This is a genomic window from Paenibacillus sp. J31R122, assembly GCF_056269185.1.
Genome location: NZ_JBWDNM010000008.1, coordinates 209,906 through 223,753, shown reverse-complemented (window position 1 = coordinate 223,753; position 13,848 = coordinate 209,906). Strand labels below are relative to the sequence as shown.

Annotated in this window: 14 protein-coding genes; 3 read left to right on the top strand and 11 right to left on the bottom strand. The window is 43.4% G+C overall.

Going from position 1 to position 13,848, the window contains the following annotated elements; genetic code table 11:
* Window positions 1-55 precede the first annotated feature (55 nt).
* The 5 genes from AC0YN7_RS15445 to AC0YN7_RS15425 form a co-directional block, all read right to left on the bottom strand.
* The gene (locus AC0YN7_RS15445) at window positions 56-1,996 is read right to left on the bottom strand and encodes an FtsX-like permease family protein (protein WP_475810899.1); all 1,941 of its coding nucleotides are present in this window, start codon (window positions 1,994-1,996) and stop codon (window positions 56-58) included.
* Window positions 1,971-2,747 (bottom strand): ABC transporter ATP-binding protein, encoded by a 777-nt coding sequence (locus tag AC0YN7_RS15440; protein WP_475810898.1) that lies wholly within the window; start codon window positions 2,745-2,747, stop codon window positions 1,971-1,973. Before AC0YN7_RS15440 ends, AC0YN7_RS15445 begins: the two co-directional genes overlap by 26 nt.
* A 120-nt stretch (window positions 2,748-2,867) precedes the next feature.
* Complete coding sequence (locus AC0YN7_RS15435; protein ID WP_475810897.1) at window positions 2,868-3,965, bottom strand: sensor histidine kinase; 1,098 nt, start codon at window positions 3,963-3,965, stop codon at window positions 2,868-2,870.
* Window positions 3,962-4,720: a response regulator transcription factor gene (locus AC0YN7_RS15430; protein ID WP_475810896.1), complete on the bottom strand. Its 759-nt coding sequence runs from the start codon at window positions 4,718-4,720 to the stop codon at window positions 3,962-3,964. The genes AC0YN7_RS15435 and AC0YN7_RS15430 overlap by 4 nt, the downstream gene beginning before the upstream one ends.
* A gap of 553 nt (window positions 4,721-5,273) precedes the next feature.
* Window positions 5,274-5,636, bottom strand: coding sequence for a HesB/IscA family protein (locus AC0YN7_RS15425; protein WP_475810895.1), 363 nt, complete (start codon window positions 5,634-5,636; stop codon window positions 5,274-5,276).
* A gap of 245 nt (window positions 5,637-5,881) precedes the next feature.
* On the opposite strand from AC0YN7_RS15425, the gene mqnE reads away from it, so the two are divergent.
* A complete protein-coding gene (gene mqnE, locus AC0YN7_RS15420) occupies window positions 5,882-6,985 on the top strand; it encodes an aminofutalosine synthase MqnE (RefSeq protein WP_475810894.1) in 1,104 nt (367 codons plus the stop codon).
* A gap of 63 nt (window positions 6,986-7,048) precedes the next feature.
* A complete protein-coding gene (locus AC0YN7_RS15415; protein ID WP_475810893.1) occupies window positions 7,049-8,116 on the top strand; it encodes an NAD(P)/FAD-dependent oxidoreductase in 1,068 nt (355 codons plus the stop codon).
* Window positions 8,117-8,121: 5 nt separating this feature from the next.
* Here AC0YN7_RS15415 and AC0YN7_RS15410 read toward each other — a convergent pair whose 3' ends face one another.
* The gene (locus AC0YN7_RS15410) at window positions 8,122-8,394 is read right to left on the bottom strand and encodes a YuzB family protein (RefSeq protein WP_475810892.1); all 273 of its coding nucleotides are present in this window, start codon (window positions 8,392-8,394) and stop codon (window positions 8,122-8,124) included.
* An 86-nt stretch (window positions 8,395-8,480) separates the two neighbouring features.
* Here AC0YN7_RS15410 and AC0YN7_RS15405 point away from each other — a divergent pair, with 86 nt between their 5' ends.
* Complete coding sequence (locus AC0YN7_RS15405) at window positions 8,481-8,726, top strand: NifU family protein (RefSeq protein ID WP_475810891.1); 246 nt, start codon at window positions 8,481-8,483, stop codon at window positions 8,724-8,726.
* Between the two features lie 176 nt (window positions 8,727-8,902).
* Here the strand turns inward: AC0YN7_RS15405 and AC0YN7_RS15400 are convergent, their stop codons facing one another.
* The 5 genes from AC0YN7_RS15400 to AC0YN7_RS15380 form a co-directional block, all read right to left on the bottom strand.
* Window positions 8,903-9,691, bottom strand: a complete 789-nt coding sequence (locus tag AC0YN7_RS15400; RefSeq protein WP_475810890.1) for an SDR family oxidoreductase — start codon at window positions 9,689-9,691, stop codon at window positions 8,903-8,905.
* A gap of 16 nt (window positions 9,692-9,707) precedes the next feature.
* Window positions 9,708-10,421, bottom strand: coding sequence for a Cthe_2314 family HEPN domain-containing protein (locus AC0YN7_RS15395; RefSeq protein WP_475810889.1), 714 nt, complete (start codon window positions 10,419-10,421; stop codon window positions 9,708-9,710).
* Between the two features lie 299 nt (window positions 10,422-10,720).
* Window positions 10,721-11,650 carry a COX15/CtaA family protein gene (locus tag AC0YN7_RS15390; protein WP_475810888.1) on the bottom strand — a complete coding sequence of 310 codons (930 nt, stop codon included), beginning with the start codon at window positions 11,648-11,650 and terminating at the stop codon, window positions 10,721-10,723.
* A 161-nt stretch (window positions 11,651-11,811) separates the two neighbouring features.
* Window positions 11,812-12,159, bottom strand: coding sequence for a thioredoxin family protein (locus tag AC0YN7_RS15385; RefSeq protein ID WP_475810887.1), 348 nt, complete (start codon window positions 12,157-12,159; stop codon window positions 11,812-11,814).
* Between the two features lie 59 nt (window positions 12,160-12,218).
* Window positions 12,219-13,829, bottom strand: coding sequence for a copper amine oxidase N-terminal domain-containing protein (locus tag AC0YN7_RS15380; RefSeq protein ID WP_475810989.1), 1,611 nt, complete (start codon window positions 13,827-13,829; stop codon window positions 12,219-12,221).
* Window positions 13,830-13,848: the final 19 nt, after the last annotated feature.

Genomic DNA, 13,848 nt, shown 5'->3' with positions numbered 1-13,848 from the left:
GTTTCTAACCATTATGTAAGGGACTCGAAATCATCCCTTTCTCTAGCGTATCTGCTTAAGCTGTCGCACCACGGAGCATGCTCTTCATATAACTGCTGCATGCAGCGAGGAAATAAAGCGTCTGCATCACAATATAAATACCGATTACGACGAAGGAGTACGTCCAATTTGAAGATTCCAGTATGTTATCCAGCGCCTTCATCGCGAACAGGGCATGGGATATTCCCACAACTACCGGAACGAAAAACACCATACCGACCTGTGTCACAACGATTTTACGAATTTCTCCCTTGGTCATTCCGATTCTGGTGAGCGCCTTAAACTGTGCTTGATCGTCCTGCAGCTCTGTAAAGAGTTTAAAATAAATCATACTGCCAGAAGCAATAAAGAACAGTAGGCTAATAAACATACCAATGAATAAGGTCAATCCGACTGTCTCTTTCATTTCCTCATAATTGGATGCACGTCTAAAATCGATTTGACCTTTCATATTATCGGGAACCAGCTTCTCTAGTTTTGCTACTGTATTTGCAGAACGCTCCCAATTACTAAGCTCATAGCCGTACATAACGAGCTGCTTCTCCTCTGGAATATCTGATTGCAGCTTCATATAGGAGAAATCATCCAAGACGAAAGTGTAAAAGGTGCTATCCGTCCAGTTCATAATCTTTGCATTAACCGTGCCTGTCATCGCTAGTTCGATTTGAGCTCCATTGAGACTTCCTTTGACAATACCCTCGCCCATCCCTCTAGTGCTATAGGTTTGCTGTGCGAGGGTCAGCTTGCCGCTCTCCGGCTGAATTGAAGGCTGACCAAGTGATTGAGCCAGTTTATTATAATCGGTTGCCGAAATAATGATCGAATCCGAGTTATAGTCTCTTGTTTCACCATCCGTATCAATTGTGAATTTTAATAATGGAAGACCTACAACCCTCGCTTCTTTTTCGAATCGAAAACCATCCGCAGCTACAATTCGTTTCAACTCGGAAGGATCGATAACTTCATGCGTTTTTACCCCCTTCTCCACATAGGCAAGAGAAAAAGGTGAGTTCTGAAGCATGCCTTCCTTACCATTTATTTGCATAATATATACGGTACCCAATGCTGTCAAAATAACGGCACTTAGTATCGATACAACAAAGAGAATGCGAGCATTATCCTTAATTTTATAACCAAGCTGCGCGAAGATAATCATATTTGTACGATTGTAGTAAATAGCAAAACGCTTCTGAATGAAACGCAGCAACAGAATACTTAGCTGTGTAAACAAGAAGTAGGTCCCAACAATAACTGTAACCAATATCGGAAGAGTAAAAATCATAAAAGTATTTACGTCCATGATATATGCCAATCCATATGCGGTTGCTAAACATACAATCGCAACTGCCACCAGCCAAGGTGAAAATAGCAGCTGGCCTTTTGGCTTACGTGCAGCCTTCAACAAATCAATAATTTCCGTACGACCGATTCTTAGCGCCGTCCATATGGAGATGAGCATGAATAGAGCGAAAAAACCTCCTGCTGTCAACCCTACCGCTTTTAATGGAACTGCAAAAGGAATGGTCTCATTCATTTTGAGAAGAACAGCAAGCGCCATGAAGAATAGCTTGCTGAACAACATCCCAAGCCCAATGCCTGATGCAATAGCAAGCACGGCTATCGCTGCATTTTCATAGATAACTAGCTCTCTCAGCTGTGCCCTTGTCATTCCGAATAATGAAAATAAACCAAACTCCTGCTGCCTTGTCTTAAGAAAAGCCGAATTGGAGTAAAGCACAAACAGGAATGAGAAGATCACAATGATGTATTCACAAAACAGCATACCTTGACGAATTTTCGATGCAGCCATAATATGACCGCTCACCACGTCTGGATGTGCAAGAAACGCCGCATAAATGTAAAAGATCATGACAGAAAAAACACTGCTCAGAAAAAACGCGCTGTAGGACCGCCAATTTCCCCGTATATTACTAAGCGCGAGCGAACGGAATGTCATCGAAATTACCTCCCAGTACGCTGAGCGCGTCTAATATTTGCTGGAAGAACGCTTGTCGATTCGAGCCGCGGCGGATCTCAGAGAAAAACTTGCCATCTTTTATAAAGACAATCCGCTGGCAATAGCTTGCCGAGAACGGATCATGCGTGACCATAAGAACGGTAGCTTTAAATCGTTCGTTCATATCCTTTAGCGAGTCCATAACGTCTTTTGCCGACTTGGAATCCAGATTACCAGTAAGCTCATCCGCCAGTACAAGCGAAGGTTGATGTACGATAGCCCTGGCGATTGCAGCACGTTGTTTCTGCCCGCCAGATACTTCATACGTTCGTTTATTTAGTATAGCCGTTATTTGCAATAGCTCTGCAAGCGGCATTAGCTTTTGTTCAATTAGCTTTGGCGCCATGCCTTCCAATACGAGCGGTAAAATAATATTCTCTTTAATGGATAGCGTATCAAGCAAATTGAAATCTTGAAATACGAATCCAAGCTCGCGGCGACGGAATAACGCCAGCTTCTTATCCGTCAGCTTATTTGGGTTCACGCCATTAATTTCGAGTTGACCGGAAGTTGGCCGATCAATCGTCGCCAGCATATTAAGCAGCGTCGTTTTCCCGCTTCCTGAAGGACCCATTACGCCGACAAATTCTCCTGCCTCTACCGTCAGCTCAATGTCTTCTAATGCCTTGTAAACTACATTTCCTTTACTGCTGTATATTTTGCCTAACCCTTGCGCTCTTAGTACGCTCATTCCATATTTCCTCCCCAAATCTATCTTTATGGTTGCTTCATAATGCTAGTATAGCCCAGGGGAGGCTTCGAACCCATCGATTACCCTTTCATTTCTGTATGGAATGTTACAAAGTTGTCACTATAGGCGAGTATTGTCGTCAGCTTTGTTGTTCAAACGATGTATGCCGCGCGATTCGAAAGTAATCATGAACCTCGTACCCACACCAATTTCAGATGACACGCCTAATACATGTCCAAGCCGATTGCATACCTGCTTAACCAAATAGAGCCCCATACCCGTTGACTCCCCTTCAGCTCGTCCGTTTTCACCTGTGAAGAACGGATCAAAGATACGCGGCAGATCATAAGAAGCGATGCCAATGCCCTCATCGATGACCTCCAGTCTTCCACCTCCGTCCTCGTGAGACAATAAATGAAATACAATTGACTTGGAGCCTAGCTTGCTTTTACTATACTTAATCGCATTACTCACAAATTGATTGAGCACAAACGTCATCCACTTCTCATCCGTCTCTACCCACAACTCACCATCTACGCGAGGGAAAATCGAATGGCGGATACATAGCCGTTTATGCGCGTTAATAACCGTCCGGATGAGCTCATGCAGGGCAAGCTTTTTACTATGTAAATCGATCTCGAATTTATCCAAGCGCGCGGTGTAAAGCATCATCTCAAGTCCTCTTGTTAAACGATCCGTCTCCTCCTGTACACTTACAACAAGCTGTTTCTGCTCTTCCTGAATCAATTTCTCCTGTAGTGCGTCTTGGGCCAGTAGATCAATGACCGATACCGGAGTCTTCATATGGTGAACCCATTGAAGCACGAAGTGATTATGCAGCTCCTGCTGGCGACGATACTTGCCAAGTTCATTCAAATAGGAGCGATGCTGCTCTTCCAATAAATGTGTAACGAGCTGCTGCTCCTTCGTAACCACACTGCGCACGATTGAAGAAGCTTGCAGTTCACCTGAACGAGCTATCGCTTCAAGCAGCTGCTTGAAATAAGCTCGCTGACGTATATAATCAGCTACAATCCACATCAATACAAAAACAATAGACAACACAACAAAATAATAAATCGTATTTAGATCAATAAAACCAGGATTTCGTTCACGCTCCAGCAGCATGAGAACAATAAATATACCAATAATAAGAGCAAACACAAGTAAATACAGTAACCGATCACGCAAGAAAATAAGGGCCGACATCCCCCTCATGATGATGCTTCCTCCTGTTTGGCATTACCTATGGAAAGCTTATATCCCTTTCCGCGAATGGTCTCGATCGCCTTCGGCAGACCGAGCTCCTCCAGCTTTTTGCGAAGCCTCGTTACATTTACAGTCAACGTATTATCATCCACAAATTGCACATCATCCCACAACGACTCGAGCAGCTCCTCGCGTGAAGCAACTTGTCCAGGCTGCTTCATTAAGCTTTCTGCCAGCAGCTGTTCATTTTTGGTCAACTCGACCCGCTGCCCTTCCCATTCCAACTCATTACGGCTTAAAAACAAGCGAAGTCCATTCGCAGTTATTTCACCATGAACGCTTCCAGCCCCACTACCGGCATCACCTCTTGTTGATATACCCGCACCCTCAGTCGAATACTCGCCATATACGCGCCTTAATACGCCTTTCACCTTCGCCATCAATAAATCCAAATGAATGGGCTTCGTCACATAATCATCCCCGCCGTTCTCAATCGCCATTACCTGATCCATTTCCCCAGCGCGAGCGGAAATAAATATAATCGGTACACTCGAACGGGTACGTATTTGTCTGCACCAATAAAAGCCATCAAAATACGGCAGATTGATATCAAGCAATACTAAATGCGGCTCATAAGCCTCCAGCTCTGACATCAGCTCGCGAAGGTTAATGGCGGATGCTGCCTCAAATCCATATTTCTCCATATTATTTTTTAAAATCGCCGCTATTTTCACATCGTCCTCTACGATGAAAATTCGATACATGTTGTGCCTCCTATTTGTTCATTCCAACTTTTATTAACATAGCAGGAACGGAGCATCCAATCAAACCTAACCGTCATAATTGCAACATAAATGAAAGAAATTTATTATTTTCATAATTCGTTGTGTGTATGATGTATAAGATGCTCGAAACCTGTGCATGATATATTTGACGGTGTGAAGAGAGGTGTGGTTCCGTTGGACCATTTGGTGCTAGGACTACAAGAGGAATTTAACTAATCACTAAGCTAAATGAAAGCGAGGGGTTGTGTCGCAGAGCATCTCTGAACACACACGCCAAGTAGCATTCCATTAAAACGGAAAGTGAACAGCGGTGCCCAAGTATTTCTATTCATGTGAAGTGTGTCATTTGAAGATACTCGAACGATCAAACACCGTCGAAGAGGAGCCTGTAAAAGGGCTCCTTTTTCTTTTTGCGTCAACGTATCCTCACATCATCCGAAAAATGTTATTGCGTTAGTTGACTTGAAGACACAAAAAAAGGTGAAGAACATCTTCACCCTTAATTGCATTATATTTTGCTGAGCTTTAACAATTAGCACTCGCCCGCTGCAGCTGGCTTGCCCGCAGCAGTCGCCGTACGGAAAGAAGAGCCACAGCCGCAAGTCGCGCTTGCGTTTGGATTCTCAATCGTAAATCCGCCGCTCATTCCCGATTCCTTAAAATCGATAACTAGACCATTTAAATATTGAATGCTATCCGCGTCTACGACTACCTTCAGACCTTGCATTTCGATCGCTTTGTCACCTTCATGCTCTTCATCATCAAAGCCCATGCCATATGAGAAGCCAGTGCAGCCGCCTTCCTTGACGCCGATTCGCAAAAACATCTCAGGGCCGCCTTCTTCTGCCAGCATTTCTTTTATTTTATCAGATGCTGTATCACTAATTGTGATCATGTTACATCCCTCCGCTTATCAATATCTGTTCCACTATGAAGCTCACTTACTTATAAATAGTATACTCCAATTTGTTTGCCCGCTCAAGATAAGTATGCCTAAAGCTCTTATTTGCTAGCCTATGTCATACGAAAAGACTTTTCTTATTGCCCGCACTTCGTATGAGGTTTATAATAGTTACAGCTTCTTGTTCGGAAAAGAACGTTATTTTTTTCACAAACTACATTTATTAAGGAGGCAGCGTCATGAATGTCGTTATCCCAACTGAAGACAAACAGATGCAGCAAATTATTGAAAAAGTTCGTCATGGCCAGCGGCTAACGCTGGAGGATGGCGTTTTCTTATATCAATCGGATGATCTGCTAACCATCGGACAACTCGCTAATGAGGTCGCAATGCGCAAAAATGGTAAAAAGGTTTATTTTATTGAAAACATGAGCCTCTACTTCACCAACGTGTGCGAAGCGCACTGTGCGTTCTGTAACTTTCGCAGAGACGAGGGCGAAGAAGGCTCTTACACGTTAAGCGGTCAGCAAATGATTGAATATGTGGAGAAGCATTACCATCCTGGCGTTAGAGAATTCCATATCGTCGGCGGACATAATCCGAACGTGCCTTTTCAATATTATGTCGATTCACTTAAAGCATTAAAAGAAAGATTCCCTGAAGTGACACTTAAAGCTTACACGGCCGCGGAAATTGATTTCTTCTCCCGTATTAGCGGACTCAGCTATAAGGAAGTGCTTGAAGAGCTTATTAAAGCAGGACTTCAATCTCTAACTGGCGGAGGCGCGGAAATTTTATCCGATCACTATCGCAAAAAAATGCGTGTTGATAAAGCAGATGTTTCACAATATTTACAGGTGCACCGGACTGCGCATGAGCTTGGATTAAGAACACATACGACAATGCTATATGGATCGATTGAAACCAAGGAAGAACGTATTCGCCATTTAATTCACATTCGTGAGCTTCAAGACGAGACGAACGGCTTTCTCGTGTTCATTCCGTTGTCCATGCAGCCTATCAATCCAAAAGCTGGTATCCGCCGCCGCAACTCGGCCTTCGAGGACTTGAAGACGATTGCGATCAGTCGGTTAATGCTTGATAACTTTCAGCATATTAAAGCTTATTTTATAAATATTGGCGTTCAGCTTACACAGGTTGCACTAACTATGGGAGCTTCCGATGCGCATGGAACGATTGTAAAGGAAAAGATCAGTCATGCCGCGGGCGCGCTGACACCGGAAGGCATTACGCGCGAGGATCTGATCTGGCTAATTAAAGGCGCTGGTCGAATCCCGGTTGAGCGTGATACATTTTACAATGAAATAAAAATATATGATTGAGTAATCAGTACCCTTAAAGCACATTATAGAGTTATCATCAAGAATTATGGAGCTGGAACGAATATGAGAAAACTTATTATTTTGGGTGGAGGCTATGGTGGACTTGCTATCGCGAACGATCTGTTAGAGAAACAGCTGCCACAGGACGTTTCCATTGTTTTGATTGACCGAATGCCCTTTCAAGGCTTGAAAACAGAATATTACGCATTAGCTGCCGGTACCGTTTCGGATCTGGAGCTTAGAGTCAAATTTCCTGTAGACCCAAGAATCACAATTACTTATGGAGAAGTTTTAGACGTCGATATGGAGCAAAAACTCGTTCATATTCAAGATGAGGAGTCACTTGAATATGAATGGCTCGTCATTGGACTTGGCTGCACGGATAAGTACCACGGTATTGATGGTGCTGAACAATTCTCCACAAGCATTCAAACCTTTTCTGCAGCAAGACAAACGTATGCCATGCTTAATGGAGTTAAACCATACGGCCAAATATCAATTGTTGGCGGCGGATTGAGCGGGGTTGAAGTCGCAGCCGAGCTTAGGGAGAGCCGCCCCGACCTTAATATTCGGATTTTGGATCGCGGGCCTCGCGTGTTATCCGCTTTCCCTGGAAAGCTTCAATCTTATGTTGCGGAATGGTTTTCCGAACATCATGTAGAGATGCTCGGAAATATCGGCTTAACAAAGCTGGAGGGCGGCATTTTGCATGATGGTAATTCAACTGCTCCTATTTATAGCGATGTGACGGTGTGGACTGCAGGCATCCAGCCTGTACCGCTCGTTCAGCGCATAAATTTACCTAAGGATAATCAAGGAAGATTAATTATTAACGAGTATCACCAATTGCCAGACTACACGGATGTATTTATCGTTGGTGATTGCGCAGCATTGCCGCTATCACCGAGCGGGCAAGCGGCAGGTGCGCAAGGAAAACAAATTGCCGAGGTTATGCAAGCTATTTGGCATAATAAAACGCCACGTTTAGGTAAGATTAAGCTGAAGGGCGTGCTTGGCTCACTTGGCAAAAAAAGCGGCTTCGGAATTATGGGCGGCACGCCTATAATGGGTCGTGTACCTCGGCTCGTTAAGAGCGGCGTGCTCTGGCGTTCCAAGCGTCATTTAGGCTAAGTCTACTACAAATCTTCAAGAAGCTTATCTAACGCTTCACGGTCAGCTTCCTGCTGCTCGATTGCTTTTAAAATTTGATCATACAACAGCTCTACCGATTCAACGGCTACGATGGCGCCGTCTACAAGCGCAAACGGTTTTAAATAACATTCACCGCAATTGCCTAGACAGCCGTATTCGATGACTTCGAAATCTTCATTCTCTTCGAATTTTTTCATTATACGGTCTGTACCATGATGCATATTGCTGGCACAAAACTCGATCATTGTTTTAAACACTATGCTTCACCTAACTTTACTTAGTTACTATCCATTTTCAATTGCTTCACTTTGTACTATAATAGGGGAGAAAGGAGATGATTGCAATGAGTGAACAAACACAAAGCACTATGTATGATGAAGTGTTAGACGTTTTAGATAAGCTTCGTCCGTTTTTACAACGTGACGGTGGCGATGTTGAATTAGTTGATGTCGAAGGCGGCATTATCCAACTTCGTCTGATGGGAGCTTGCGGCAGCTGTCCAAGTTCAACAATTACACTTAAAGCGGGTATCGAACGCGCGCTTCTTGAAGAAGTTGAAGGTGTAGTTGAAGTCGTTCAAGTATTCTAAAAATATAAGAACCTATAAGACACACCATTATACGGTGCTTATATGTCATTGCGGTTAAGCTCAGTAAGTGTCGCAAGATAGCGCTAGTTCAACCGTTGAAATGACGAAGAGTCTTATCGAATGCAAGGAGTCTCGCTCCTTCGCTAATCGATAAGACTCTTTTTTTGTATGTGATATCAGTGTACCCCTTTAATATTGGCGACAATCGGATCGAATCCGCCAGTTACATCAATCACGTTACCAGTCAAAAAATTTGATTTCATCTCACACAAAAACTGAATGACACGCGCGACATCTTCGCCTGCTCCCGGACGGCCAATCGGCGATTCCGAATCATATTCGCCCTCAACCTCAGCTATGGAGCGTTCTTTGTTCATGCCGCGAATATCACCAGGTCCAATCAAATTGACAGTAATACCAAATGGCGCTTCTTCAACGGCCAGTGATTTCGTAAAAGACACAAGACCTGTCTTGGCCGCCGCATAAACCGCGCGATGCGGCCATGCCCTAGCTTCACCCGCATGACCAAAGCCAAAGTGAATAATACGACCCCATTTTCTCCGTCTCATTTCCGGCAATAGACGATGGTCGAGGAGCATTACTCCTAATAAATTACCATTCAGCAGTCGAATAATCGTCGCTTCATCATAATTACTAAATAAGCGTCGCTCTCGTACAAATGGACCCGCGTTATTCACGAGAATGTCAGCGCCGCCAGCCCAGCTTTCAGTTGCCTCCGCAAGCGTTTCTACACCTTCTGGCGTCGAAATGTCAGCTTGAACCGCTATCGCCTTTACGCCTAACTTCTCAACTTCCTGTTTCACCTGTTGTGCTTCCAGCTCGCTCTGGAAGTAATTAATTACGATATTGCAGCCCTGCCCCGCAAGCTGCAGCGCCGTTCGTTTACCTAATCCTTTGGCGCTGCCCGTTACTAATGCTGTTCTACCCTTTAGATCCACGAGCATTCCCCACCCCCCGTGATTATGGTTGCCTTTTACGCATTAAACCGCATGCATATTGAAACGTGAGCAGCAATGATTCCATTGCCAAATATAAACCTTGTGTCAAATCAGCTGATTGCTTATCAATATTTTCCAGCTTCGTTTCTTCTCCATACATACGCTGACTTTGAATTAGATCATCCTGCATTTCTGAATTCATATAATGAATTTCGGTATTTCTGCGATTGCGCAGCCTTTTCATGGGCTCCTTGTATTTCTCCTTCACATCGTTCAGCTTCCAGGTTAATTCCGGATGTACATTCCGCTCTCGCATAGCACGTAATACCGTAAAATAAGAGAAATGAGCTTTGATGCGTTCCGCCTTAATATCAAGTAATTCATTTAAAAGCGTGCCTAGCTTATCAAGCAAAGAGAACACTCGAATAAACGCATTTTTATCAAAATAAATATATCGATTATAATTCGTTAATTCCTGCTCTGACATTTGCTGAATAGAAGCGGATGCGATTAAGTTTTCATACCTAATAGCAGCGTAATGGCTTTGCTCCAGCTCGTCAAGCGACGATTTCAGTCCAAGCGTCCATATCTCATATTTCGAATACTTCGGATCGCTAATTACTCCTGCCGTAATTTTTTTAGGCAGCATAGACACAAACTGTTCCATTAAACGGAACGTTTCTGCAAGGGTTCCTTTCGCGTCTCTCGGAGGCTCGTCAAACAGGAAACGCAGCATAATTGAACAGTCCTTCCTCCATAAAATTAAAAAACGCAGCTTACTCATACAGAATAATCTAGATGTTATAAAGTATAGCCTATTTTGTAAACATATCCTATCCTCAGCTTGAATTGAAAAATGAGTTGTCTGAACGGGAAAATCTCCTATGTACTGCATTATAAATGTGAGCGCTTCCCTCAAAGAAATAAGGCTTTCCGCCAATCAACATTTTGAACAGTATGAACCTTTCTCCTCTAAAAAAAGGAAGCCTGCCTCCTTAATTAGCGAGGCAAGCAGCAGCTTGACTATTATGGCAACTATTTTCCGCTACCTTCTCTTAGCCGCCAGGAACGAACTAATATATCTATCAATATTCCAAACAAGCCCGTAACAATCAAATTATGCAATAAATTTGTAAAGATAAATAAATCCTCATTGGTAATTGTAATCGTAAGTAGTGCTCCACTAAATATTTGTGTTACTACAAGTCCGAGCGTCCAACCTGCCTGCTTCGTTAGACCAGCTTCGCTAGTGCTTACTTTACGAATATGCAAGAACAGCATAGTTAGAAATATTCCTAGAAGAAGAGCGGCTAGACGATGGATAAATACGATCCCTGCTGCTCCACTTATTTCAGGCACGATTTCACCATTACATAAGGGCCATCCTTCGCAGCCGCCACCGGAATCGGTATGACGAATATAGGCACCCAAATAAACGACAATATAACAATAAATAGAGGTAAGGAGCACTCGTGGAAATATTGATCGTGGTACTTGCATGATGGGCATAGGCCCATGCTTGACCCGAAAGCTCCAAATAACTAAAAGAAAAGTTGCTGCAAAGGCAATTAACGAAATCCCAAAGTGAATGGCCATAACTGCCGGTGACTGGGGCCATTTAACTGCCGCAGCTCCCATTAGCGCCTGAATAATCGTAAAGAGCATTGCTCCACCAGCATAGAAAAGAGGTTCTTTGAAAGCTTGTCTATTTTTTCTGTATTTTCTAACTACAGATACTAAGGTAGCTGCGACTAGAACTCCTTCAAAGCTTGTAACAAGACGATGCGAATATTCAATTAATGATTCCAAAGTATAAGAAGGTACAAATTTACCATTACATAATGGCCAATCATCACCGCAGCCACGGCCTGAGTCCGTGTTTGTAACGAGTGCCCCGCCCAGTAGTACAAGAAGCATTCCGATGCACGCAGCAAGAGCTAACGTGCGAAAACGGCCGGTTACCATAATAAAATCACCTGTTTCCATCATTTTATAACAATTCAATTATATCGATAAAAAACAGCAAAAGCCATGTTGAAAATGTGACACTTCCGGTATTGGCCGCCTCAAAAAAAGGAAAGTCCACACTGAGAGAGGTTTTACCCTCATTCAGTGCGGACTAATGATTAGTTTTGTGTCAGTGTATCGCTGACCTGAATCGCGCGCTCAACGAATTGTTCAATCTCATCACGCGTCTTACGAAGCTTACTTACGAATCGAATCAATTCCTGATTTTCACGGAAGGCTATAAAGCTTGGTATGCCCAAAATATTCAATTCCGAGCAAAGGTCAGGCAAATCGTCACGGTCAATCTCGACAAATTTTACTCGCCCTTCATAGTGCCGTTCCAAATCAGGCATAAATGGATCGATAAAATGACAGTCCTTGCACCAGGTAGTTTTGAATACCGCTATCGTCAGTCCCTCGCTAGCTATCGCCTCGCGAAAATCCGCATCCGTCGTTAATTTATTCATTTTAAAGCACTCCTAACTGATTAACTATATGTCAGTATGAATGAGCTCTTCCGACTAGATTATAGTTCCCGTTCGATCGTAAATATTTTCACATCATCATAAAATTCTTCCCAGGCTACTGTTGCTCCAAGTGCTGTAGCAAAGCTGCGCGCAGGCACATAAGTTACGCTGTTAATTGTCGTGACAGGAAAATTCCATTTTACGGATTTTCCGTTTATGATCGCCTTGTCGCTGCCGACCTTCACCACTATTGTCGTATTAGTCGCTTCATCGAACACTTCGATGCTTCTAGTCTTCGGGTCATATTCTAGAACAGCGCCAAGCTCCTCCGCTGTATCACGAAGAGGAACAATCGTTACATAACCGGGTGTAATAATCGGTGGGTTATGATAATCGTCAGAGAACGAGCTAACTGTTTGTTTCGTAATATGCAGCTTGTTTTTCAATATATCATAGATAGCTGATTTCTCATCGAACTGCTTCAGTACTTGGTAGCCCTGCATCCCGTACATTTCTTCTATAGCATATACAGAATTTGGTGCAACAGCTTCTTCAGCTTTAACTGTACCATTTACATTCCAGAGCTCGCTATTAAATTTAACGGATATACCTTTAAAAGGGAAAAGGTCGAGTGCATCCTGATCGCCCGGTGTATAATTCAATTCATACGCCTGCTTACGGATATCAAGCTTGCTATCTACATAAACATCCGCCTTAATCGTTAGATCCTTATTAAATAGTTGATCAATGGTTTCTTTATCTTCTTTCTCGAGTGCTTTAAGCTGATCTTGCAGCTCTACAAGCATTTCAGCAATCGCGTCCGTCGCTTCCGCCACCATTTCTTCCTTCGTTAGAGCCTCTTCATCTTCGCCCTCTTCGAATGGATTAACCATACCTGCAGCAGCCCATAGCTCTTGGTTTTTCTCCAATAAATCGATTACCCCAGCAACCATAGCATCTAGACCAGCGCGATCAGCTACAAGCACATCAACGTATTTCTTCACCCACGTCCAAAGCTCAGGACCATTCATGTCAAAATGAACCTGCATGAGGGATGTAGAAATACCATTAATAGGTTCGTTTACAGTTGTTACCTTAATGCGTTCCGGGTTCGGCAAGCCATTAATCGCATAAGCAGCTATTGAATCCAACATTTGCTTACCAATAACAGTTAACGCTTCCTGATCCACTACTGGTGCAGCTTCTTCCGACGCCTCAGTAGGTAGTCCCATATCATCCAACAAAGCGTTCATGCTCTCTCCAGTCAAATCCAGCACGTAAGGCTGTTTCGCCCCTTCAAGCTCAATAACTGCAACCTTGTCAGATGTCTTGAGTGAGAATTTAATAGCTGTTGCATCTCCAAGTGTCAGTTTGCCATTCAGAGAAACATGTGAATTATCCTGAACCTTTACATTGTCCAGCTCTACCTTCAAACTGGTTATCATTTTTATAAGTGCGGTTTCCTCTTCAGTCATATCGTCAAATGCCGCTTCATCCAATTGCAGATTCAGCTCAACCGATTGCTTCCCCTCACTCGATGTTACTTTAATCGCGTTTTTTAATACGGTGTTCAGGTCGAGGTTAGCAACGGCTTGACAGCCTGCAACAAATACTAACGTGAACGTAAGCAGCAAAGCTATCAGTCTGCTTGATCTACCAAATTTTCTCATCAACGTCATTTCTCCCCTT

What these genes read in the sequence shown, in the direction of transcription:
- AC0YN7_RS15445 (WP_475810899.1), bottom strand. Translation starts at nt 1,996, where the DNA reads ATGACATTCCGTTCGCTCGCGCTTAGTAATATACGGGGAAATTGGCGG.
- AC0YN7_RS15440 (WP_475810898.1), bottom strand. Translation starts at nt 2,747, where the DNA reads ATGAGCGTACTAAGAGCGCAAGGGTTAGGCAAAATATACAGCAGTAAA.
- AC0YN7_RS15435 (WP_475810897.1), bottom strand. Translation starts at nt 3,965, where the DNA reads ATGAGGGGGATGTCGGCCCTTATTTTCTTGCGTGATCGGTTACTGTAT.
- AC0YN7_RS15430 (WP_475810896.1), bottom strand. Translation starts at nt 4,720, where the DNA reads ATGTATCGAATTTTCATCGTAGAGGACGATGTGAAAATAGCGGCGATT.
- AC0YN7_RS15425 (WP_475810895.1), bottom strand. Translation starts at nt 5,636, where the DNA reads ATGATCACAATTAGTGATACAGCATCTGATAAAATAAAAGAAATGCTG.
- mqnE (WP_475810894.1), top strand. Translation starts at nt 5,882, where the DNA reads ATGAATGTCGTTATCCCAACTGAAGACAAACAGATGCAGCAAATTATT.
- AC0YN7_RS15415 (WP_475810893.1), top strand. Translation starts at nt 7,049, where the DNA reads ATGAGAAAACTTATTATTTTGGGTGGAGGCTATGGTGGACTTGCTATC.
- AC0YN7_RS15405 (WP_475810891.1), top strand. Translation starts at nt 8,481, where the DNA reads ATGAGTGAACAAACACAAAGCACTATGTATGATGAAGTGTTAGACGTT.
- AC0YN7_RS15400 (WP_475810890.1), bottom strand. Translation starts at nt 9,691, where the DNA reads ATGCTCGTGGATCTAAAGGGTAGAACAGCATTAGTAACGGGCAGCGCC.
- AC0YN7_RS15395 (WP_475810889.1), bottom strand. Translation starts at nt 10,421, where the DNA reads ATGCTGCGTTTCCTGTTTGACGAGCCTCCGAGAGACGCGAAAGGAACC.
- AC0YN7_RS15390 (WP_475810888.1), bottom strand. Translation starts at nt 11,650, where the DNA reads ATGGTAACCGGCCGTTTTCGCACGTTAGCTCTTGCTGCGTGCATCGGA.
- AC0YN7_RS15385 (WP_475810887.1), bottom strand. Translation starts at nt 12,159, where the DNA reads ATGAATAAATTAACGACGGATGCGGATTTTCGCGAGGCGATAGCTAGC.
- AC0YN7_RS15380 (WP_475810989.1), bottom strand. Translation starts at nt 13,829, where the DNA reads ATGAGAAAATTTGGTAGATCAAGCAGACTGATAGCTTTGCTGCTTACG.